This window comes from Gluconacetobacter liquefaciens (genome assembly GCF_003350405.1).
Lineage (GTDB): Bacteria > Pseudomonadota > Alphaproteobacteria > Acetobacterales > Acetobacteraceae > Gluconacetobacter > Gluconacetobacter liquefaciens.
This window is the reverse complement of record NZ_QQAW01000006.1, coordinates 87,914-110,550: the sequence shown is the minus strand read 5'-3', so window position 1 is coordinate 110,550 and position 22,637 is coordinate 87,914. Positions and strand designations below refer to the sequence as shown.

Genomic DNA, 22,637 nt, shown 5'->3' with positions numbered 1-22,637 from the left:
CGCGACGGAGGACGGCGGAGCGGAGCATGGGCGGACCTTTCAACGGGAGGTGTGCGATCAGGACCGCGAGTCAGGCGAAATGATGACGCAATTGTCCGACCCCGTCGACAGGCGATGGCACGCTTCGACCGCCGCGTCATGCGACAGGCCGGTCAGCCGGGCGCGATAGAGCATGCCGTGGGGGGCGTGGACGCCGGCGACCTGCGGACGGGCACTGGCCAGCACGGCGGCGGCGCGGCTGCGCGCATGACCCGTGGCCTGAGAGGCCAGCGATGCGGTGCCGAACGCGCCGACCTGGATCGCCCAGTCACGCTGGGCCGGCGCCAGGCTGCCGCGTCGCAACAGCGGCGCGGGCTCGGCCATGGCGGGGCGGACGAGTTGGAAACCGTGCCCGGTGGACGAGGTGGGCTGAGGCGCGGGCGCGTGGGCCGAAACGGGGGCGGTGGATGCGATGGCGACGGGTGCCGGGGACGCCGTTGCGCTGTCGGTATCTTCCGACTGCGCGCGGGAGGCCCAGGCGGCGCGGACGGCATCGGCCGACGTGCCCTGACCGGCGGGAGCCACGGCCTTCCACGCCGTATAGGCCGGCGCAGGGGAGGCAGTCGCCTCCGCCGGAGCCTCGGCCACCTGGATCGGCTGGCTGTCGTTGCTGCTGCCCTGATGAGCGTTGCGGTGGGCCCAGGCAGCGCGCACGGAACTGGTTTCGGTGCTGGTCTGTGCGGCGGCGTAGACATGGCCGCGTGCGACATCGTGGGCTTCGACCATCAGGTCGGCCTGCGAGCGGACATTGGGGGTGATGCCAGCGATCTGCGGGCCGATTGCCGCGACGTAGTTACGGGTTTCGCGCGGGAGCGACCGGTGGTGCAGCAGGAAGTCGTCCAGCCGGCCGGGACCCGTATTGTAGGCCGCCAGGAAGCCGGGGGAGCCGTAGATATCGTACATCTGCCGGATATAGGCGGTGCCGGCCATGATGTTGTCGCGGGGATTGAAGGGATCGTCGCCCAGCCCGTACTGGCCCTTCATTTCGTCATAGGTCGGTGGCATGAGCTGCATCAGGCCCATCGCGCCGGGGGCCGAGGTGACGAACTGACCGTTGCGGAAGAGTTGGCCGCCGGATTCGCGCTGCATGACCGAGCGGATCCAGGTATCCGGCACGTCGAATCGCTTGGAGGCTTCCATGATATAGGGGCCCCATGGATCGTCGGGCGGGCCGGGCGGCGCGTAGAAGGATTTGGCGTGGGCCCGATATTCCGCGGCTTCCTGCATCACCGGGGCATGTTGTCCCGGATCGGTGGCGCAGGCTGCCAGCAGGCCGGTCAGTCCGAGCGCGCCGGCGATACGGATGGCGAGCCGGCCCTGTACCCGTTGCGACAGGTCGCACGCGCGCTCCGTCGCGCGCCGGGACGGACGGGTGGGGCGGGCCTGCTTCTGTCGGGTCATCGGGCGTTCATCCGGGACGGGCGCGAGATCCGCAAGGGGAGCGCCGAGGGAAAGGCAGAAATTTGGCGCCGATTATGGCGAAAATAGGGACCGGACCCCGTTTCGGACGTGAGAATGGTCATCTTCATCGCGAGCGTGTGCCGGTCCTGGGCGGAAGTTCAGGTCAGAGAGGAAGAATCTGTCCTAAATCTTTATAGAACGCCGTACTTCCGCGCAACATGATCGCGTTGCCGTAGCGATCGTGTCGGCCTGTCGGAGCATGGGGACGTTGGGGCCGGCTTTTCGCACCGGCCCTGCCCGTGGTCAGTTCGTGATCTGCACCTGGATGGATTGCGTGCGCCGGACGACGTTGATCGCGACTTCCTCGTCGACGCGCACCAGGCGCACCGTGACTTTGTCGCCGCCGACTTCGAGGTTGTAGAGCGTCATCTGTTCCAGGAAATCGGGCAGGCGGGGGCGCTGGAAATGCACGGCGACCGCCGTCGGGTCGAAGCTCAGGCCGAGGACCGACTGGACCAGGGCCGGCAATGTCGCGGCCGCCCACGCCTGCGGCGAGCAGGCGACCGGGTAGCGCACCGGCCCTTCCGCGCGGTTGCGGGTGAAGCCGCAGAACAGTTCCGGCAGGCGCCGCAGGTCGGTGTGGAACGCGGCGTCGAACATGCCCCGGAACAGCCGCTCGGCCTCGTCGCGATAGCCGTGGCGGGCGAAACCCAGCCCGATCAGGGCATTGTCGTGCGGCCAGACCGAGCCGTTGTGATAGGCCATCGGATTATAGCGGGCCTCGCCCTCGGGGATGGTGCGGATGCCCCAGCCGGAGAAGGACGAACGGTGCATCAGCCCGGCGACCAGGCGCGGCACGCGGTCGGGGGTTGCGATATCGGTCAGCAGGATATGGCCGGCGTTCGACGACCGGACGCGGCAGGGCCTCTTGTGGCCGTCGAGCGCCAGGGCGTAGGTGCCGAGTTCCTCGATCCAGAACCGGTCATTGAAGGCGACGCGCAGGGCGTCGGCCAACTGGTCCTGCCGGTCGGCATAGGCGGTGCGGCCCAGGCGGCGGCCGATGGTCGCGGCGGCGCGGCGCGCGGCGTAGACATAGGCCTGGACTTCGCACAGGGCGATCGGCCCTTCGGCGAGAGTGCCGTCAGCATGGAAGATGCTGTCGTAGCTGTCTTTCCAGCCCTGGTTGATCAGCCCGTCCTTGTTGCGGCGGCCATATTCGACGAAGCCGTCGCCGTCGCGGTCGCCGTAGCGGTCGATCCATTCGACGGCGCGTTCGATGTTCGGCCAGATCGTCGTCATCAGCGCCACGTCGCCGGTGCGTTCCAGATACTGGCCGGCCAGCATGACGAAGAGTGGCGTGGAATCGATCGAGCCGTAGTAATGGCGGAACGGGACCTCGCCCAGTTCGGCCATCTCGCCGTGCCGCACTTCGTGCAGGATCTTGCCGGGCTCGGCGTCGGCGATCGGGTCTTCGGTGTGGGCCTGGTGGCGGGCGAGATAGGCCAGCACGCCGCGCGCGATTTCCGGGTCCAGCCACAGGGTGAGCATGGCGGTGATCAGGGCGTCGCGGCCGAAGGCGGTGCTGAACCAGGGCACGCCGGCATAGGGGTAGGGGCCGGTCTTCTTGTCCGTCAGCAGCATGTAGATGTCGCAGATGCAGCGGCGGATGGCCTCGTTGAAGATCTCGTTCGAGGTCGCGATCGCCGCCGCGCGGGAGGAGGACAGGCGCAGGGCGCGCCGTGCCTCGACCGCGCCGCGCAGGAAGCGGCGGTTGGGCTGGGCTTCGTGCCGCTCGGTGGGGTCGCACTCGATTTCGTAATGGATCAGCACGCGCTGGCCCGGGGGCAGGTCGAAGCGGAAGGCGGCGTGCTGGGCGGTGAGTTCGGCCGGCGGCGGCCAGAAGCGCAGCATGGTGGTGCGGCGCCGGTCGTCCAGGCCGTCATAGGAGAGTTTGACTTCGGCCTCGCCGACCTCCGGCGCGCCCATCGTGCCGCGCCGGGGGCGGGTGGAGCCGCGTGCCTCGAACAGGTCGGCGAAGTCGGCTAGGAAACGGATATCGAGCAGGGCCGTGCGGGGTTCGACGTCGAAATTGCGGATTTCGACGCGCTCGTAGCAGACCCGGTTCCACAGGAAGCGCGACCGCCGCACATGCAGCAGGTCGTGATTCATGTACCGGCCGTCCGGGCCGTCGATATCCGTGTTGGTCAGGTCGACCGACAGCATCACGTTGTTTTCGCGCACCGTGGAGGACAGCAGGATGGGGCGCGTGCCCTGGAGGCTCATCGACAGGCCGGACAGATAGCGCGTGTCGTGGAAATAGAGGCCGTCGGCGATGCCGTCGCCGTAGAGGATATCGCCCGTCTGGTCGAAGACCCCGAACATGTCGCCCTGTTTGAGCGTATGCAGGCGGCGTTCCGACAGGAGGGATTTCGCGGCGACGGGGAAGCCGTCCAGTTCCCCGGCGTGCGTCTGGGTTTCTGTTTGGCTGTCCATGACGGGGGTCCTTCGCTTTGAAACGGTTATCTTTGTCCGGCGGTACCCGGGGGCGGGCGTGATCGCGGGCTGGCTTTCAGAGCAGCTTGGTGAATTTGAGCAGCAGCCAGGCGACGACCATGAACAGGAAGCAGATGCCGCCGGCCTCTACCGTGCCCAGGGAGCCACTTGCCAGGAACATGCCGCCGGTATTCATGCCGAAGAATCCGGTCACGAATGTGGCCGGCAGCATCAGGGTCGTCAGCACCGACACCGTGTACAGGCGCCGGTTGGTTTCTTCCGCCTGGCCCGAGGCCAGTTCATCCTGCAACGAACGCGCGCGGTCCTGCAATGCCATCAGATCGTCCAGTGCCGCGTGGATCTGGCGCTGTGAGCGGTCGCGGATATCGTCCTCGGCCCATTCGGGCAGTTCCAGATCCTCGTTGTGGAAGATCCGGTCGACCGGCGAGATCACGCGGCGCAGTTCGGTCGAACGGCGCCGCACCTTGCCGATCAGGCCGCTGATGCGGCCGAAATCGGTGTGCTGGTCCAGGGTCAGCAGCAGATCTTCGGCGCGGTCGAGCTGGTCGTCCAGCATGGCGATGTTCCGGCGCACGCTGTCGGCGAATTCCAGCAGCGTGCGGTCCACGATCTCGGCGGGGGTGCGGGGGCCGTCGTCGCGTTGCAGCCAGCGATAGGCGGCGCCCAGTGCCGGTACGGGGTGGCGGCGGGTGGTGATCAGCAGGTCGGGCAGGACCGCGAAACGCCAGGCCGAGACGCTGGTATCGTCGTCGGTCATGCTGTCGTCGAAGCCGGGCAGGGCGCCGTAGACGATGTCGCCGTCGGCCTCCAGCCGGGTGCTGCGGTCAGTGCCCGACAGGGTGATGCGGGCTTCCTCGGGCAGGCAGGCGATGGCCTCGACCCTGGCCCGGCTGGCGGTATGCACGACGTCGTAATGCAGCCAGACCCATCCGGCGGGCCGCTCTTCGGTCGTGGTGGGGGTGGTTTCGGCGTCTTCGGTGTGGGGGGGGCGGCTGTTCAGGTGGTCGGCCGCTTGCTGGGGCGACAATTGCACCGGCCGGTGTCCGGGGATGCAGGAAACCGCCCAGACCAGACCATCCGCCGCATCGCTCTGCGGCGTATCGACGAGGGACAATTCGGTCTGGGCTATCGTATCGGGCATCGTGATATCCGGGACCGCTCGCAATGCAAGCGCACACTTGGCATGGGTGCCTGCAGGTTGCAATCCCATGAGCGTTGATCCGTCGGGCGGTCAGGTTTTTCGTGCGGGTCTCCAGTTCCTCGCCCAGGTGCGCAGGGCCATGCCTGCCTCCTTCAGGATCGGGGCCAGGGTGGGCTCGCGCGACCGGAATATGCGCATGGTCGGGTACCAGGGTGACCGGCCGATGGCGTCGCCCCATCGCCAGCAGGCGTCCTGGCGGCTGATCATCCAGACTGGACAGCCCAGCGCACCCGCCAGATGCAGCGGCGAGGTGTCGACCGAAATGACGAGATCGAGACTGGCCATGATCGCCGCCGTGTCGGCCATGTCGTGCACGCTGCCCATCGGGTCGCACAATGTCTGGCCGGTCCAGTCCGCGATTTCCTGCCGGGGCGCGCCCAGTTGAAGGCTGACCAGCGTTGCCGCGACGGGCGTCAGGGCCGTGGCCATAGTTGCCAGCGTCGTCGAGCGGCGTTGGTCGACGAGGGCGTGAATGGATTGCGGCCGCCACTCTCCCGCCCAGACCAGGCCGATACGCGGGCGGCGTTCCGGCAGCAGGGCGGCGAAGCGGGCGATATCGTCGGGATCTGGGTGCAGGTAGGGGATTGGTGCCGGAACGTCCCACAAGGATGTTGCGCCGGCGATGTGCGGCAGGTCGGGGATGGCGGCGGCGTAATCGTAGCCGTTCTGCCGGGCGAGCGTGCCTGTCTCGCACACCTTGGCCGCCGGATAGGATTGCGCCAGCAGGCGGACCAGGGGGCGGGGCACGACGATCGTGACGTGCGCCCCTTTTGCCAGCAGGTCGGGTACGAAGCGGATGAACTGGATCGTGTCACCCAGCCCCTGTTCCTGAAACAGTACGACACCGCGCCCAGCGACCGCATCGCCGGGGCACAGGCGGGGCAGGGACAGATACCATGCGTCTTTGTCGTCGGGGGTGAGGTGCCGGTTGAAATAGCGCGGCCAGCCCTCGTCCAGACGGCCGGCCTTGATCAGCGCGCAGGCATGGCCGAACGTGATTCCGTAGTCTGTCGGGGCGAGGGCTTCGGCTTTTTCGTACCAGGAGACGGCTTCCGCGGACCGGTCGAGGCAGAAGAGGGCGATGCCCATATTTTTCAGCAGCGTGGGCGTGACGATGTCGTTTTCGAGGCATGGCAGCAGGATACGCAGGCTTTCCGCCGGGTGGCCGGCCTGGAGAAGGGCCGTGGACATGGCGTCGCAGAGCGTGCCGCTTTCGTCCGAGTAGCGGCCCAGCAGTTCGGCAAACAGGGCGCGGCTACCCGCGAGGTCGCCGCGCACGACGCGGACATGCAGCAGGAGGGCCCATGCGGGGACCGTGTTCGGCAGCCGATGCAGCACAGGACGCAGGAATGCCTCGACAAGGTCGTAGGCGGAACTGTGGCGCAGGATGATTGCGGCGGCGGTGACGGCGAGCCGCCAGTCGTCGGGATAGCGGGTGGTCACGTCCAGAAACAGGCGGACCGCGTCTTCTCCTCGGCCTGTGGCGAAGAGGGTGTCGCCGGTCTGCTCTATTCCCTCGGGGAGTGGCGGGACGCTGTCGGTCGAGCCGTCTGTCATGCCATTCCCGTCATCCGTGCCGGATCATTTCAGGTCGTCGGGGACCTTGCCGCCATTTTCGGCCAGCTTCTGCATGACTGCCTTATGCAGCCATACATTCATTGATGCGGAGTCGTTGGTGTCGCCGGTGTAATGCAGTTCCCCGGCCAGTTGCTTGCGTGCCGCCAGCGAACTGTCCAGCCCCAGCAGCTTCATGAGGTCGACGATGGACTGCTGCCAGTTGAGCGGCTGGGGCGCCTTGGCGGCCAGCTCGGTCAGGATGGCGGCGACGTCTACCGGGGCGGAGGGGGTGGCCGGTGTGGCCGTTGCCGCAGGTGCCTGTCCTGCCGGGGGCGTGGCGGTCGGGGCGGCTGTCGGGGTGGTGGCTCCGGCGTGGCCGAAGATTGTGGACAGGATGGTGCCGAAGATGCTCACGTGCGGACTCTCCTCAGTATAGGTTCTGCCCGGGGCGCATTGTCCCCGGGCAGCATCGTGCCTTAGTAGCGGTACAGGTCGTTCTTGAACGGCCCGTTGACCGGAACGCCGATATACTCGGCCTGTTTCTCGGACATCTTTGACAGTTCGGCGCCGACCTTGGCCAGGTGCAGGGCGGCGACCTTCTCGTCGAGATGCTTGGGCAGCGTGTAGACCTGACGCTCGTACTTGCCCTCGGGGGCGGTCCACAGCTCGATCTGCGCCAGCGTCTGGTTGGTGAAGGACGCCGACATGACGAAGGACGGGTGGCCCGTGGCGTTGCCCAGGTTCACCAGACGACCCTCGGACAGCAGGATCAGGCGCTTGCCGTCGGGGAAGATGACCTCGTCGACCTGCGGCTTGATGTTGTCCCACTGGAAGTTGCGCAGCGCCTCGACCTGGATCTCGGAATCGAAATGCCCGATATTGCAGACGATGGCGCGGTGCTTCATCGCGCGCATGTGGTCGACGGTGATGATGTCGACATTGCCGGTGCAGGTGACGAAGATGTCGCCGCGCGGGGCGCCGGCTTCCATCGTCACGACCTCGTAGCCTTCCATGGCCGCCTGCAGGGCGCAGATCGGATCGACTTCGGTGACCAGCACGCGGCAACCGGCATTGCGCAGCGACGCGGCCGAGCCCTTGCCCACATCGCCGTAGCCGGCGACGACGGCGACCTTGCCGGCCATCATCACGTCGGTGCCGCGACGGATCGCGTCCACCAGGCTCTCGCGGCAGCCGTACAGATTGTCGAACTTCGACTTGGTGACGCTGTCATTGACGTTGATGGCAGGGACGGCCAGCGTGCCCTTCTTCGCCATTTCCCAAAGGCGATGCACGCCCGTGGTCGTCTCCTCGGACAGGCCGCGCACGTCCTTCAGCATCTCGGGATACTTGTCGTGCATCAGCACGGTCAGGTCGCCGCCATCATCGAGGATCATGTTCGGCGTCCAGCCGTCCGGTCCTGTGATGGTCTGCTCGATGCACCACCAGAACTCTTCCTCGCTCAGGCCTTTCCAGGCGAAGACCGGTACGCCCGTCGCGGCGATGGCGGCGGCGGCGTGGTCCTGGGTCGAGAAGATGTTGCACGACGACCAGCGGACCGTGGCGCCCAGGGCGGTCAGGGTCTCGATCAGGACGGCGGTCTGGATCGTCATGTGCAGGCAGCCGGCGATACGCGCGCCCTTCAGCGGCTGGCTGGCGCCGAATTCCTCGCGCAGAGCCATCAGGCCGGGCATTTCGCCCTCGGCAATCGCGATTTCCTTGCGGCCCCATTCCGCGAGAGCGATGTCGCGTACCTTGTAGTCCGTGCTGGCGGTCATGTTCCGTCCTGTTCGGTTGATGCAGAATCCCGGCGGGTATAGACGCTCGGACCCGCGAGGGCTAGCGCGGGTGTGATCTCACGCCGTGGCGACGGTCTCGGCCGCGCGGAGCACGCGCAGGAAATTGCCGCCCCAGATCTGGGCGATCTGGTCGTGGTCGTAGCCGCGCCGTTGCAGTTCTGCGGTCAGCGCCGGGCTCTGTGCGGCATCGCGCCAGCCTTCGATCATGCCGCCACCATCGAAGTCCGACGAGATGCCGACATGGCGCACGCCGATCCGGTTGGCGACATAGTCGATATGATCGACGTAATCGGCCACGCTGACCGGCCGCTGGGCGCGGACCTCGCGGGGGCGCAGGAAGGCATCGACGGCCGTGATGTGGATGACGCCGTCGCAATCACGCAGGGCGTCGAGCTGTTCGTCGTCGAGATTGCGCGGGTGGTCGCAGAGCGCGCGGACGCAGGAATGGGTGGCCAGGACCGGGCTACGCGACAGGCGCACAGCCTGCATCATGGTGCTGCGCGCGGTGTGGGAGATATCGACCATCAGGCCCAGCCGGTTCATTTCGGCGATTGCCTCGCGGCCCAGGCCGGACAGGCCGCCATGACGGGATTCCGGGTCGCTCAGGGACGCCATCGGGCGGGCCGAATCCGCCAGCGCGTTATGGCCGTTGTGGGTCAGCGTCATGTAACGGGCGCCGCGAGCGCGGAACTGCGCCAACAGCGACAGGTCCTCGCCCATCGCATAGCCGTTCTCGACCGCCGGGACGATGGCGGTGATGCCTTCGTGGAACGCGGATTCGATATCCGCCGCCAGTGGGCAGATGCGCGCCGGGCCACCGTCGACGCCCCGGTTGATCGCATCGAGCATTGCCAGGGCCTGTCGGGAGATCGCGGCGTGGCCAGTCGGGTCGGTGGCACCCTGGCCGACATAGGCGACCAGGCAGGCCGCGGCGATGCCGCCCCGGCGCAGCTTGGGCAGGTCGACATGGCGGTAGTCGGTGTCCTGCGTGAAATCGCCCCGGTCGGGCCAGGGGATGTCGATATGCGTATCGACGGTCAGCAGGGGAGCGTGCGGAAGATTGGTCATGACGCTGCAATGTAGGCTGGAAACGCCCGATCCGTAAGAGAGCGGCGGGAATGAAAAAACCCTGCCTTCTGGCCCCGGAGGGAGGAAGGCAGGGTGGAAGTCGTTATCGGATTGTCGTGCCGCCGGAGCGGGGAGACGGAGTTTTGCGGGTCAGGCCGGGACGCCTGTTACGTGCCGGGTGGGCTGCGGGGCGGGGATGCCGGAGGGCAGGACGGGATAACCGAACTGGGCCTCGATCACTTCCGCCATGGCGAGATACAGGGCCGCGGCGCCGCAGAGCAGGCCTTCATATCCCGCGATGCGGGTGATGATGAGGTTGCCCGTCCATTCGCCCAGCGCGAGGAGGAAGAACAGGAGCGTGAGCGACGAGAACACGAATTGCAGCACGCGATTGCCGCGCAGCGTGCCGATGAACATGAAGCCAACATGAAGCCTGTGAAAACGCCCCAGAGTGCCAGATACGCGGCCATGGCCGGCGCGCCTGCTGCCGGAATCAGGCCGAATTTCGGCAGGATGACGAGCAGGACGAGAGAAATCCAGAACGCGCCATAGGAGGTGAAGGCTGTCAGCCCGAACGTGTTGCCTTTGGGATATTCGAGCAGCCCGGCCAGGATCTGGGCCGATCCGCCGAAGATGATTCCCATTGCCAGGACCGACGAATTGAGCGGCAGGAAACCGGCATTGCAGAGATTAAGCAGGATCGTCGTCATCCCGAAGCCGGCGAGGCCGAGGGGTGCTGGATTGGCGAGAGGTTTCATGACGAGGGTCTCCGTATCGGCCGCTGGGGCTGTCCGATCAGCCCGGACCTTCGCAGCCGTTGGGATTTTTCTCGGTCATTTTATAAAATCAGACAATAACAAATATATGTTAGGTGAATAAATCGGGGTCACAAGGCGGTTATCCGGGCAGGGTGCCCGCGGGGAGGGGCGCATGCTCTCCGGCCCGGTCGGATTTTCGATCTTCCAGAAGGGCACTGATGGCATCGCTCAGGGTCTGCCACCGCGCGGCACGGATGTCATCGCCGGCGTCGCGTGCCTGGGCGAGTTGGGTACGGGCGATCAACTGGGCGTCTGGACCGTGCTGATCCACGAGTTCGATCGCCTCGGCCGGTACCGGTTTGCGGAGGATACGCATGGTTTGCCTCCTGTGTCCGATGGATGGGAGGTGGCGCGCACCTGGTGGCACTTCAATCCGGCTGCCGAGATATGATTGCCCCGAGGGGGGCAGGGTGTTTGGAGCGGAATTTTGCGGAAAATGACGGCTCTCGGAAGTCGAGAGCGGCCATGGTTTACATGCGTGGGTGTGCGCGCTCAGTCAGATTCACGGATTGGCATATGTTGTGCCTGTCATGGCCTGAATTGCGTCTGTGTGTTCGGCCGATGGATCGGCTTTCGATATTTTGTAAATGGAAATTTATTATAGAGACATGATTTGTCTGATAATTTTTTCTTACACTTATCTAGAAAGGTCATTGTCTCCCACATTGCCGCGCGCAAGGACAATGATGCATCGCCTTTCGTCTGCCCGATCACATGTTGATGATGCTCGCATCGGGGATGGAAGGGGAAGACGCGGAACGGGTGTGCTGGTGGTTGCGCGGACGGCGTGGCGATCGTTGGGGGTGGCGGCGTTTGTGTGGGGCGGTGTCATGGCGCGACCGGCCATGGCGGTATCGCTGCATCAGGCCATTCGCGATGCATGGGCGCAGGACCCGTTGCGGCAGTCGCTGATGGTGGACCGGCAGGCTGCGGATAACAATGCGGATGCCGCGCGGTCGTGGTTTCCGGGCGGGCCGATCCTGAGCGGACAATATTATGACGACCACGCATTAGGCAGCAATCAGGGCTACACGACCTATCAGACCGGTGTTGCCGTGCCGCTGTGGCTGCCCGGCCAGCGCTCGGCCACGATCCGCCAGGAACAGGCCGGCGGCGGCGTTGCGACGGCGCATCTGGCGATGGAGCGGATGGTCATGGCGGTGCGGGTGCTGCGTGCGGCGTTGGGCGGCGCGACCGCGCGCCTGAATGTTCAATCCTTGCAGGACGAACGGCGCGCGCTGGTGGAGATCGAAAGTTCCGCGCGGCACCTGATGGATGCCGGGGAGATTTCGTCGTCCGATCACGCTGCGGTGGCTAGCGACCTGGAAGCCGTCGAAGGGCGACTGACGGAAGCACGGGAGCGCCTGGCAGACGAGAGGGCCGGCCTGGAAGAACTCACCGGCCAGTCCGACATTCCCGAGTTGGACGAGGTTGATGGCCATGCGCTGGCGGCCGTGCGCGGCGGTGCGACGGTGGAGCAGGCAGTCGATCATGATCCGCGCCTGCGTTTCGCGCATGCGCAGGTCGTGGCGGCGCGTGCGTCCGATGATCTTGCCCGCCGTTCCTTCATGCCCAATCCCGAGGTCGGCGTGGATGCGATCCACGAGAAGCAGTACGGCAGCCCGTGGAATACGCGCGTGGGCGTTCAGTTGACCGTTCCGCTGCCGAGCGAGGCGCGGAATGTGCCGATGCGCATGAAGGCGGTGCGGGAGATCGCGGCGGCCGAGCGGGAGGAGCGGCAGACCCGGCGGGCGGTGCGCGCCGACTATTCGCGCGCCCTCGCGCGGCTGGCGGCATCGCTGGATATCCTGCGCCATGCCAGTGGGCGGGACCGGGTGCTGGCGCGCCGGATAGAGGATCTGCGCAAGGGGTGGGTGACGGGCGAGACCCCGGTGATCGAATATCTGCGGGCGCGCCAGGCGGGACTGGAGGCGCGGTTGCAGCAGCAGACGGCCTCGGTCGAATGGCGGGGAGCGATTGCGCAGATGATGATCATGGCGGGAGAAACACCATGAGGGCGGCAGGGTCATGGATCGCTCTGGCGCTGGTTATGCTGCCGGCAGCGGGCATCGCGCGCGAGACGCCGCCGGAGGTCGTGACGATTGCGCCGTCGGCGATGAAGACGATGGGGATCGCGACCACGACCGCGCGCGCGGGGACGTTGAGCGGGCATATTGCCTGCCCGGCCTATGTGATGGCCGACAACCGCCATGTCGTGCGGATTTCTCCGCTGGGCGAAGGGCGCGTGCTCAATGTGCTGACCTATCCGGGGCAGATCGTGGCGGCCGGACAGGTGTTGCTTGAATATGACAACCATTCGCTGGTGCAGCTTCGCCAGCAGGTTGCGGCGGCCGAGGCTGCGCTGGAAGAGGCGCGGGCAACGCGGGACGAGGCCGCCCTGTCGGCAGCGCGGGCGAAAGTCCTGCAGGGCACCGTGCTGGCGGTGGGAGAGGTCCAGCGGCGGCAGTTGGCTCTGCGGCATGCCGAAGGGCTGGTGCGGGAGAAGCAGGCCCTGCTGGACAGCAGCAAGGTGCGGCTGGACGAACTGACATCGGCCACCGAACGGCCGGATGGGGAACATTCGCAGATCATTTCGCCCATTCCCGGCATCGTGCGGGGGGTGAACGTGGCGATGGGCGACAATATGGCCAATCGGACCCAGCCGCTGGTCGAGGTTGACGACCTGTCCTCGGTCTGGGTGGTCTCGCAGGTGCTGGGACGGGATGCCGGTGTGCTGGCGCCGGGAAACCGGCAGGTGACGCATCCCGGTGGCCGGTCCACGCAGGCGATCACCTCGCGCATCGATACCATCGACGGGAATGTCGATCCGCAGACCCGGCAGCTTCTGGTGCGCAGCCTGGTTCCCAACAAGTCGGGCCGCTTGAGGCCCGGCATGCTGGTGACGACGGAACTCTATGCGTCCACCCCGGTGGAAGGTGTGCTTGTTCCCGCGAGTGCCGTGCAGGAACTGGACGGCGGGCAGGTGGTCTTTGTCCGTGTCGCCCCCGACCGCTATGCGGCGCGTGAGGTGACGACCGGCCCCGAGGCGGGCGGTATGCTTGTCGTGACGCATGGCCTGACGCCGGGGGAAGTGGTCGTGACGGCCGGCAGTTTTACGCTGAAATCGCAGATGCTCCTGACCAGGGCAGGGGGCGGATAGCGCCATGAAAGCGATTTATGCTCTGCTGCGCGGCCGGGGCATCGTCCTGGGGCTGGTGGCGCTGTTCATGCTGGCGTGCGTGGCCGATCTGCGGACGCTGCCTGTCGAACCCGTGCCCGATATCTCGCCCACGCAGGTGATGCTGTCGGTGCTGGCGCCCGGCCTGCCCAGCGAGGAGGTGGAGCGGCTGGTGACGTTTCCGGTCGAGACGGCCATGGCGGGGGTGCCCGGCATGACGGGCATGCGCTCGGTCTCGCGCACCGGGGTCGCGGTTATCTATCTGCAGTTCGCCGATGGATCGGACATCTATCTGGACCGGACATTGGTCTCGCAGCGGATGAGCGAGGCGCGGTCGCATATTTCGGTCCGTGACCTGTCGTTCACCATGGGGCCGCTGGCGACCGGCATGGGCGAGATCCTGCAGTTTCAGTTACGCGGGCCGGGAATGGGCCTGCCGGAACTCAATCGGATCATGACCTGGCAGGTCGTGCCGCGCCTGAAGCTGGTGCAGGGCGTGATTGACGTCAACATCAACGGGGGCGCCGAGGAGACTTTCAAGGTCGCGTTGGACCCCGAGCGGATGCAGGCGTACGGGGTGTCGGTCACGGATGTGTTTCATGCCGTGGACCAGGGGAACGCCGTGGCGGGCGGTGCGTGGATAGAACATAACGACCAGCAGCAGGTGATCGTCGGCCGCACGTTGATCGACAACCTGGCTGAACTGGCCGAGATCCAGGTCCGGTCCGGCCCCAATGGGCAGGTGATTCATATCGGCGATGTGGGGACCGTCTCGCACGGTGCACGGCCGCGCCTGGGGGCCGTGACCCGCGACGGCACGGGCGAGATCGTCAATGGGGTGGTGCTGTTGCAGCAGGGGGCGAGCGCGAAGGCGACGCTGGCCCATATCCACGACGCGCTGCCGGCGATCCAGCGATCCCTGCCGCCGGGCATGACGCTGGACGTGTATTACAGCCGGTCGGCGCTGACGGGGGCGACGATCGACACGGTGAAGGAAAACCTGGCGCTCGGTGCGATCCTGGTGCTGGTGGCCCTGCTGGTGGTGATCGGCGACTGGCGTGCCTCGCTCGTCATTATCTCGGTGATACCGTTCGCGCTGCTGGCGGCGATGACGGGCATGCATCATCTGGGCATTTCCGCCAACCTGCTCAGTCTCGGTGCCATCGATTTCGGCATGGTGGTCGACAGTTCGCTGGTGATCGTGGAGAGCGTGATCAGCATGCCGACGCACCGGGGCGTGACCATGGAGCAGTTGATCGCGACGTCGCTGGCGCAGGTCGTGCGGCCTGTCAGCTTTGCGATCCTGGTCATCATCATGGTCTATCTGCCGGTGCTGACATTGCAGGGTGTCGAGGGGCGGATGTTCAGCCCCATGGCGCAGACCGTGATCCTGGCGCTGCTGGCGTCGCTGGCGTTCTCGCTGTTCTGCGTGCCGGTGCTGACGCGGCTGCTGGTGCGCATGCCCCATGGCCATCACGACACGGTTTTTATCCGTGCGTGCCGGCGGGTGTATGATCCGGCCTTTGCATGGTGTACGGCGCATGCCAACCGGGTGATGGGGATTGCGCTGGTTCTGCTGCTGGTTTCGGTGGTGCTGGCGAGCCGCCTGGGCGGGGAGTTCATTCCCCAGTTGCAGGAGGGCGATCTGGTGGTGACCTCCACGCGGCTGCCCAGCATCTCGCTCGATGCCTCGATCCGGGCGGCGACGGCGATCGAGCGGACATTGCGGCGGTTTCCCGAGGTGGAGACCGTGGTGAGCAATACCGGCACGGCGGCGATCCCGACCGATCCGCAGGGCTGGGAGCAGACGGACAGTTTCATTCTGCTGAAGCCGCGATCGGCCTGGAAGACGGCCTCGACCCAGGAAGAACTGGTGCGGGCCTTCGACGCGGCGCTGAAGCGTGACGTGGTGGGGTCGCTCTTTTCATGGAGCCAGCCGATCCAGATGCGGATGGACGACATGCTGTCCGGCGTCCGCTCGCAGATCGCCGTCGGCATTTATGGCGACGACCTGAAGACGCTGGGGCATCTGGCAGGGCAGGTGACGGAACTGATCAATGCGATTCCCGGCGCGGCCGATGTCGCACCGCAGGATGTCGGGACGATCCCTTTCCTGCATATCGACGTCGATCGTACGGCGGCTGCGCGGCTTGGTGTCGACACGACCGAGGTGATGGATGTGATCGAGGCGCTGGGCGGGCATATCGGGCCGCCCGTGGTGCTGAATGGCGCGCTGATCCCGACGCAGGTGCGTTTTGCCGACGATGCCGGCGATAGCGTGGACAAGGTCCGCAATCTGCCTGTGCTGACGCGCGACGACCATGTGGTGCGGCTGGAGCAGGTGGCCGTTATCAAGCTGGAGGATGGACCGGCCGCCATTCGCCGGAATAATGGCGAGCGGCGGATGATGGTGCAGGCCAATGTGCGGGGACGCGACCTGAGTTCGTTCGTGGCCGAGGCCCAGCGGCGGGTCGCGGCGCAGGTCAGGCTGCCGCATGGCTACCGGATCGAATGGAGCGGCCAGTTCCGTAACATGCAGTCCGCCCTGGCACGGCTGGAAGTCGTGGTGCCGGTGGCGCTGCTGCTGATTTTCTGCCTTCTGGTGGCGGCGCTGGGGGAATTCCGGCTGGCGGGGCTGGTGTTCGTCAACCTGCCGTTTGCGGCGACGGGGGGGATCATTGCCCTGTTCGCCAGAGGGATGCCGTTCAGCATTTCCGCCGGGATCGGCTTTATCGCCCTTTTCGGCGTGGCGATCCTGAACGGGGTGGTGCTGGTCAGTTGTATCCGGCTGAAACGCCAGGCGGGCATGAATGCGGTCGATGCCGCCTATAGCGCGGCGCGTGAGCGGTTTCGGCCGGTCATGGCCACGGCGACTGTCGCGTGCCTGGGGTTCTTCCCGATGGCCTTCTCGATGAGTGAGGGGGGAGAGGTTGAAAAGCCGCTGGCGACGGTCGTGATCGGTGGTCTGATCTCCTGCACCGCACTGACGCTTCTGGTTCTGCCCTCGCTCTATATCCGGATTGCCGGAGGAAAGGCGTCCGGCCGGTAGGAAGGCGGGTGAGAGGTGTGCTGGCCCCCGACCTCGTGCGGGGGCGGGAGAACTGATATAGGGGCCTGCTATCATTGCAGGAAGGGCGGTTGCCTTGCCCCAGGAAAGTGAAAATTCCCGCCGGAAGACCGTTGTCATCAGCGGTGCGACGGGTGGAATCGGGCGGTTTCTGTGCCGTCAGCTTCGCCAGGAGGGGTGGTGGGTCGTCATTCTGTCGCGTCAGGCGGATATGCCGGCCGATATCGCGGCGGATATGGCCGTGACGTGCGACCTGATGGATGCGGGGGCGATCGCGACAGCGGGGGTGGCCATCCGAGAGGCCTGCCCGCGAATCGACCTGTTTATTTCCTGTGCCGGCACGATTTCGCCCCAGACGGTGGGTGTGCTGGACGGTGAGCGTGTCCGTAGGCAGGTGGAGACGAATCTGACCGGTGTGATTCTGCTGACGCAGGAGGTGCTGCCGAACATCGCGGTCGGAGGGCGTATCCTGTTCGTCAATTCGATGGCCGGTGTCTTTCCGCTGGCGGGAAGTGCCGTCTATACTGCGTCGAAATTCGGGTTGCGCGGTTTTGCGCGGGCGCTGGCTCAGGAGTTGCGGCCCAGGGGCATTCATGTGCTGTCGGTGTTTCCGGGCAGCGTCGATACGCCCATGTTCCGCGACGAGATGGAACAGGGTGGGTCGCTGCTGAATTTCATGTCCTGGCCGCAGGCGCCCGAGCGGGCGGCCGCCTGGATACTGGCGGCGGCGCGGGGCCGGAAGGAGGAGCATTTTCCCTCCATCATCGACAGGATATTTCCGCCCCTGTTTTTATGCTCGCCGGTTTTCCTGCGGCTATGCATGCCGGTGATGACAGTCTGGTCCCGGTTGACCAGATGGTGTTATCGGCGGCGGCACGGGCGCGGATAGGGCGGACGGGCCGCCCCAGGCAGCGGCTTTCAGTTTTCGTCGAAGGGCAGTTCCTGCACCCGCACGGCCTTGCCTGTGCGGTCGTAGTAGAAGATCGCATTGCCGCGCCGTTCGGCATAGCCGTCGGGCGTGCCCTGCGGGGTCCAGAACATGAGCCGGTTGGCATCGGACTGTTCGACCACCTTGTCGCCGGCCGGACGGTAGCGGAACTGGCTGAAATCCTTATGCGCTCTCGGTACGGGCGGCGCGGTGGCCAACTGGTGCATCGTGGGGCCTTTAGGGCCGTCTTCTTCCTGTGCCAGTGCCAGTGTCGGTACCGACAGGGCGCCGAAGCCGAGAGATACTGCCAGAATACGCAATGCCTTGTCCCGCATGACCGTATCCTCCTTCGTCCTGTGGTTCGATCCGCGGGAACATCCTCCGTTTTTCCGTTCGGTGCAACTCGTCCCATGCCGGCCCGGCGATGCGGGCCGGGCATGGCGGCGGGGCTGCGGGCCGTTACTGGAAGGGCAGGTAGCGGAAATCGAAGAAGATCTGGCTCATGCTGGTGGAGGGGGCGCCACCGATGGCCTTCCAGGTTTCCAGGCGCGAGTAGGCGAGTTGGGTACCGACTTCCACCGTGCCGTAGCGACCCTTGAGGAAGCGCCACCATGCGCCGACGGTGAATTCCTGCACCGAGCGGATGCTGGCCGTGCAGGCCAGGGGCGACATCTCGACCTCGCACCCGGCATTGGAAGACATCGGATTGCCGTAGCCATAGGCCGAGCCGCCGGAGGAGAAATAGCTCCGGCCGGACCGCTGCATGCCGTAATAGCCGTAGACATCGATCCGCGGATTCACATGGGCGACGATTCCCGCCGTTGCCTGGGCGTCGGGCAGGGGTTTCGGCTTGCCCTGGGCGTTCAGCGTGACGTCCGGCAGGAGCACCGAGCCATAGCGGCCGATCCCGACCCCGGCCAGGCCGGCCAGATGGATTTCGAGCTTGTGGGGGATGACCGGCAGCACCGCCGATCCGCCACCGCCGCCGGCGATCGCGGTGTTGTTGTGGCCCGTGCCGTTGGCGAAGACGCGGTCGTGCGGGAAGCGCACGATTCCCTCGGCCTCGTAATGGCCCCAGGCCGGATCCCACGCGATCTTGCCGATGACGTCGGGCGCGATTTCATCGGAGTAATTGGTGGTGAATTCGGTCAGGCCCGTGCCGTTGGCGCCGATGGTGGCCGTGCCGCCATTGGGAAGCGGCACCGAGCCGTTATTATTGTCGAAGCCCGTGGTGTCGTAGATCGTCGCCGGATTTTCGATCGACAGGCCGAGCCAGAGCCGGTGCTGCAGCAGTTCATGGACGTAGCGGGCCTGCCATTGCCGGGTCCAGGTCTGGCCGGCCAGCATTGAGGATTCGATGGTCTCGGGCAGACTTTCCTGCCGGGCGACGATGCCGGCGCGGCCGGGCGTGAGCAGGCTCCAGGCCTGGCCGATCAGCAGGTGATTGCCTTCGAGCGTATCGTCGTAGCTGAGATAGGCCTGGCGCAGGCGGGGGACGTAGGCGTTGCTCTCGTACGGGTTGGTCGTTTCCGCGCCGGCGCCGAAGTCGGTTTCGACGAAACCGGACACGGTGGTGTGGGAATCGATATTGGCGCGGGCCATGAGCGAGAACCGGCTGTAACGCGGGCTGCCTTCGAAATTGTTCTGGTGGTAGTTGGCATCGCGCGGGAAGGGCATGGCCGACCAGTAATTGAATGTGCCCGACGCGACGTGACGGTTTTCCAGCACGGCCGATGTGTCGAAATAGCCGCCGAGGACGACCGTGACGGGCCCGACATGGAACACGCCGTGATCGCCCAGCGCGCCGGTCGCCTGCGCGCCGGCGGTCTCACGCGGATGGGGGCCGACATTGTTGTCGGCCAGGCGGTTGACCATGTCTTCGTCGCGGTGGGCGACGATCGCGGCGTAGGTGGGCGTGTCTTCCCCGATGGTGGGGGTGGGAACTTCGCCGGGATAGAGATGATGGGCCGTCGTGGTCGGTGCGGGCGTCGCGCTATTGCGGGCCAGTTGTCTGGCCCCCTCGATGGCGTGTGGTGAGGATGCGTGCTCGCGCGCGGCGGCCTCGTTCGTCGTCGCGGGATGGCCGAGATGCATGCGTGCCCGGTGCTGCGCCAGTTCGCGGCGCATTGCCATCAGGTCTTTCTGCAGTTCGAGCTGCTGCTCCTGGATGCGGGAGATCTGGTTCTCCATCGCCTCGATCGCCTCGGCTTCCTCCGGCCCATGGCCTTGGGCATGGGCGGCGGGTGGCACCAGCATGGAGCAGCACAGCAGGAACAGCGGCAGGGACCGCTTCAACGACGAAGAGGGCAGTTGCATTCGGGACAATCGCAATGAGGGGTCAGGCTTCAGAAGTATGTCAAAACATTTCTTGGAAAAGGTAAATAATAATTTCTTTTAGTTTTTGTCCCGAATTTATCGGGAAACAATAAGACATATTCATATATCGGATCAATAGGCATTCGACCATGAATGGTTCTGCTGCCTGCGGACAGACGGGGCTGGACCGCGTGCTGCCCGGCCCGATATGTCGCGCAGGGTGAGACATGCCGGGAAGGAGCCCGAAACGATGGCGAAGCTGATCCATTCCATGATCCGGGTGCGGGACGAGGCCGCGTCGCTGGCTTTCTACGAACGGGCCTTTGGGCTGGTCGTGGCCGACCGGCTGGCGTTCGAGAGCTTCACCCTGATTTATCTCTCCAACGCCGAGCAGACGTTCGAACTGGAACTGACGGTCAATCACGACCGCGACCGGCCCTATGATCTGGGTGACGGCTATGGGCACCTGGCAGTTTCGGTCGGCGATATCGATGCCGAGCATGCGCGTTTCGTCCGCGAGGGGTTGTCGCCGTTGCCGGTGAAGCAATTGGCGCTGGGCGATCGGGTCGTCGGGCGGTTCTTTTTCGTCGTCGATCCGGATGGCTACAGGATCGAGGTGTTGCAGCGCGGAGCGCCCGGTCGTTTCCTTTGATATAAGCGGGGCGCCTGCCGTATAAGGCGCGCATGATGACCCCCTTCAGCAAGATGCACGGCCTTGGCAACGACTTTGTCGTGGTGGACGAACGTGTGGAACGCCATGGGCTGACGCCCGCGCGGATCGCTGCCCTGGCCGACCGGCATCGTGGCATCGGGTGCGACCAGTTTGTGGTGCTGCGCCCGGCCTGCCGCGAGGGAGCGGATGTTTTCGTGCGCTTTTTCAATGCCGACGGCAGCGAGTCCGGGGCGTGCGGCAATGCCTCGCGCTGCGTGGCCGATTTGTTGTGGCGGGGTGAGGGGCGCCGGCAGAGCGTGTTGCAGACCCGTGCCGGGCTGCTCCCGGCCTCGGTGGACGAGGCGGGGCTGGTGAGCGTGGATATGGGGGTGCCGGCGCTGGACTGGCGCGACGTGCCGCTGGCGGAGCCGGTGGATACGCTGCATCTGCCGCTGCCGGGCGATCCGGCGGCGGTGTCGATGGGCAATCCGCATGCGACCTTCTTCCTGGCCGATCGTCTGGACCTCGATCCGGTCGTGGCCGGGCCTTTGCTGGAGCATGATGCGCTGTTTCCCGAACGGGCGAACATCGGCTTCGCACAGATCCTGTCGGGCGCGGCCATGCGGCTGCGCGTGTGGGAGCGGGGGAGCGGGCTGACGCTGGCCTGCGGGTCGGGTGCGTGTGCCGCCGTGGTCAATGCCGTGCGGCGCGGGCTGGTGGCGCGTACCTGCCGGGTGGAGATGGATGGTGGCGCGCTGTCGATCACATGGCGGGAAGAGGACGGGCATGTGCTGATGACGGGGCCGGCGACCACCAGCTTCGTCGGGTCGTTCGACCCCGAGGCTTATCCGTCATGAGCAAGCCACCCGAGATCCTGACCTTCGGCTGCCGGCTGAATACTTATGAGAGCGAGGTGATGCGCGGCCATGCGGCGGGGCTGGACGATGTGATCATCGTCAATACCTGCGCCGTCACCGCCGAGGCGGAGCGCCAGGCGCGGCAGGCGATCCGCCGCGCGCATCGCGACCGGCCGGATGCGCGGATCGTCGTGACCGGCTGTGCGGCGCAGATCGACCCTGCACGGTGGGAGGCGCTGCCCGGCGTGGCCCGTGTGCTGGGCAACCGCGAGAAGCTGGAGGCCGCAAGCTGGACGCCGACGGCGCTGGGGGAAGGGCGCGCGGTCTCCGACATCATGGCCGCGACGGAGACGGTGCCGCATCTGGTGACGGAATTCGCCGGGCGGACCCGTGCCTTCGTCGAAGTGCAGCAGGGGTGCGACCATCGCTGCACCTTCTGCATCATCCCGTTCGGGCGGGGGCCTTCGCGCTCGGTCCCCGTGGGCGCCGTCGTGGAGCAGGTGCGCGCACTGGTTGCCTCGGGCTACCGGGAGGTGGTGCTGACGGGGGTGGATATTACCTCGTGGGGCGGAGACCTGCCGGGGCAGCCCGCGCTGGGGCAGCTTTGCCGCCGGCTGCTGGTACTGGTGCCGGAACTGGAGCGGTTGCGCCTGTCGTCGGTCGATCCGGTGGAGATCGACGAGGATCTGTGGCGCCTGCTGGAGAGCGAGCGGCGCTTCATGCCCTATCTGCATCTGTCGCTTCAGGCCGGGTCGGACATGGTGCTGAAGCGGATGAAGCGGCGGCATCTGGTGGCCGATGTTGTCGGTGTGATCGAGCGGGCGCGGGCCTGTCGGCCGGATCTGGGCATCGGGGCCGACGTGATCGCGGGCTTTCCGACCGAGAGCGACGCGCTGTTCGACGAGACGCTGGCATTCGTACAGGCGCAGGCTCTGCCTTACCTGCATGTGTTTCCCTACAGCGAGCGGCCGGGGACGCCGGCGGCGAAGATGCCGGCCGTGCCGGTGCCGCTGCGGCGCGAGCGCGCGGCGCGGCTGCGGGCGGCGGGGCAGGACGCGGCGCGGGCCTATCATGCAAGGTTGCTGGGGCGGACGCTGAACGTGCTGCTGGAAACCGCGACCAGCGGGCATTCCGAGGAATTCGCGCCGGTTCGCCTGGCGGAGGGTGCGGCCGAAGCCGGGCGCATCGTGGCCGTGCGGGCGACGGCGGTTGACGAAAACGGTCTGGTGGCGGAAATCCTCTGAC

17 protein-coding genes and 1 pseudogene are annotated in these 22,637 nt (G+C 66.1%); 8 read left to right on the top strand and 10 right to left on the bottom strand.

Features of this window, described 5'->3' with window-relative positions:
- Positions 1-57 precede the first annotated feature (57 nt).
- From C7453_RS11770 to C7453_RS11735, 8 genes and pseudogenes are all read right to left on the bottom strand, one after another.
- Positions 58-1,440, bottom strand: coding sequence for a lytic transglycosylase domain-containing protein (locus C7453_RS11770; protein WP_114727734.1), 1,383 nt, complete (start codon positions 1,438-1,440; stop codon positions 58-60).
- A gap of 303 nt (positions 1,441-1,743) precedes the next feature.
- Entirely contained in the window at positions 1,744-3,933 is a 2,190-nt protein-coding gene (locus C7453_RS11765; RefSeq protein WP_114727733.1) for an amylo-alpha-1,6-glucosidase, read from the bottom strand.
- 76 nt (positions 3,934-4,009) lie between these two features.
- Positions 4,010-5,095 carry a CorA family divalent cation transporter gene (locus C7453_RS11760; RefSeq protein WP_114727732.1) on the bottom strand — a complete coding sequence of 362 codons (1,086 nt, stop codon included), beginning with the start codon at positions 5,093-5,095 and terminating at the stop codon, positions 4,010-4,012.
- Positions 5,096-5,185: 90 nt separating this feature from the next.
- Positions 5,186-6,712, bottom strand: coding sequence for a tetratricopeptide repeat-containing glycosyltransferase family protein (locus C7453_RS11755; protein ID WP_220791271.1), 1,527 nt, complete (start codon positions 6,710-6,712; stop codon positions 5,186-5,188).
- A 24-nt stretch (positions 6,713-6,736) separates the two neighbouring features.
- Entirely contained in the window at positions 6,737-7,126 is a 390-nt protein-coding gene (locus C7453_RS11750) for a DUF3597 domain-containing protein (RefSeq protein WP_114727731.1), read from the bottom strand.
- A gap of 62 nt (positions 7,127-7,188) precedes the next feature.
- Positions 7,189-8,487 carry an adenosylhomocysteinase gene (ahcY, locus tag C7453_RS11745; protein ID WP_114727730.1) on the bottom strand — a complete coding sequence of 433 codons (1,299 nt, stop codon included), beginning with the start codon at positions 8,485-8,487 and terminating at the stop codon, positions 7,189-7,191.
- 78 nt (positions 8,488-8,565) lie between these two features.
- On the bottom strand, positions 8,566-9,576 hold the full coding sequence (locus tag C7453_RS11740; protein WP_114727729.1) for a dipeptidase: 1,011 nt from the start codon (positions 9,574-9,576) through the stop codon (positions 8,566-8,568).
- 150 nt (positions 9,577-9,726) lie between these two features.
- A pseudogene (locus C7453_RS11735) lies at positions 9,727-10,334 on the bottom strand (acetate uptake transporter).
- A 172-nt stretch (positions 10,335-10,506) separates the two neighbouring features.
- Here C7453_RS11735 and C7453_RS18970 point away from each other — a divergent pair.
- From C7453_RS18970 to C7453_RS11710, 5 genes are all read left to right on the top strand, one after another.
- On the top strand, positions 10,507-10,785 hold the full coding sequence (locus C7453_RS18970) for a hypothetical protein (RefSeq protein ID WP_170143210.1): 279 nt from the start codon (positions 10,507-10,509) through the stop codon (positions 10,783-10,785).
- 379 nt (positions 10,786-11,164) lie between these two features.
- Entirely contained in the window at positions 11,165-12,409 is a 1,245-nt protein-coding gene (locus C7453_RS11725) for a TolC family protein (protein ID WP_170143209.1), read from the top strand.
- Positions 12,406-13,554: an efflux RND transporter periplasmic adaptor subunit gene (locus tag C7453_RS11720; protein WP_170143208.1), complete on the top strand. Its 1,149-nt coding sequence runs from the start codon at positions 12,406-12,408 to the stop codon at positions 13,552-13,554. Before C7453_RS11725 ends, C7453_RS11720 begins: the two co-directional genes overlap by 4 nt.
- 4 nt (positions 13,555-13,558) lie before the next feature.
- Positions 13,559-16,621, top strand: a complete 3,063-nt coding sequence (locus tag C7453_RS11715; RefSeq protein ID WP_114727725.1) for an efflux RND transporter permease subunit — start codon at positions 13,559-13,561, stop codon at positions 16,619-16,621.
- Positions 16,622-16,715: 94 nt separating this feature from the next.
- A complete protein-coding gene (locus C7453_RS11710) occupies positions 16,716-17,528 on the top strand; it encodes an SDR family NAD(P)-dependent oxidoreductase (protein ID WP_170143207.1) in 813 nt (270 codons plus the stop codon).
- A gap of 29 nt (positions 17,529-17,557) precedes the next feature.
- Here the strand turns inward: C7453_RS11710 and C7453_RS11705 are convergent, their stop codons facing one another.
- Both C7453_RS11705 and C7453_RS11700 read right to left on the bottom strand, forming a co-directional pair.
- Positions 17,558-17,902 carry a hypothetical protein gene (locus C7453_RS11705; protein WP_114727723.1) on the bottom strand — a complete coding sequence of 115 codons (345 nt, stop codon included), beginning with the start codon at positions 17,900-17,902 and terminating at the stop codon, positions 17,558-17,560.
- A 124-nt stretch (positions 17,903-18,026) separates the two neighbouring features.
- Positions 18,027-19,883, bottom strand: coding sequence for a hypothetical protein (locus tag C7453_RS11700; RefSeq protein WP_114727722.1), 1,857 nt, complete (start codon positions 19,881-19,883; stop codon positions 18,027-18,029).
- 250 nt (positions 19,884-20,133) lie between these two features.
- Between C7453_RS11700 and C7453_RS11695 the strand changes: the two genes are divergently transcribed.
- From C7453_RS11695 to mtaB, 3 genes are read left to right on the top strand one after another with little or no spacing between them, the layout of a single operon-like run.
- The gene (locus C7453_RS11695; RefSeq protein WP_114727721.1) at positions 20,134-20,535 is read left to right on the top strand and encodes a VOC family protein; all 402 of its coding nucleotides are present in this window, start codon (positions 20,134-20,136) and stop codon (positions 20,533-20,535) included.
- 32 nt (positions 20,536-20,567) lie between these two features.
- Positions 20,568-21,392, top strand: a complete 825-nt coding sequence (dapF, locus tag C7453_RS11690) for a diaminopimelate epimerase (protein ID WP_114727720.1) — start codon at positions 20,568-20,570, stop codon at positions 21,390-21,392.
- Positions 21,389-22,636 carry a tRNA (N(6)-L-threonylcarbamoyladenosine(37)-C(2))-methylthiotransferase MtaB gene (gene mtaB / locus C7453_RS11685; protein ID WP_114727719.1) on the top strand — a complete coding sequence of 416 codons (1,248 nt, stop codon included), beginning with the start codon at positions 21,389-21,391 and terminating at the stop codon, positions 22,634-22,636. The genes dapF and mtaB overlap by 4 nt, the downstream gene beginning before the upstream one ends.
- The last annotated feature ends 1 nt before the right edge of the window (position 22,637 follow it).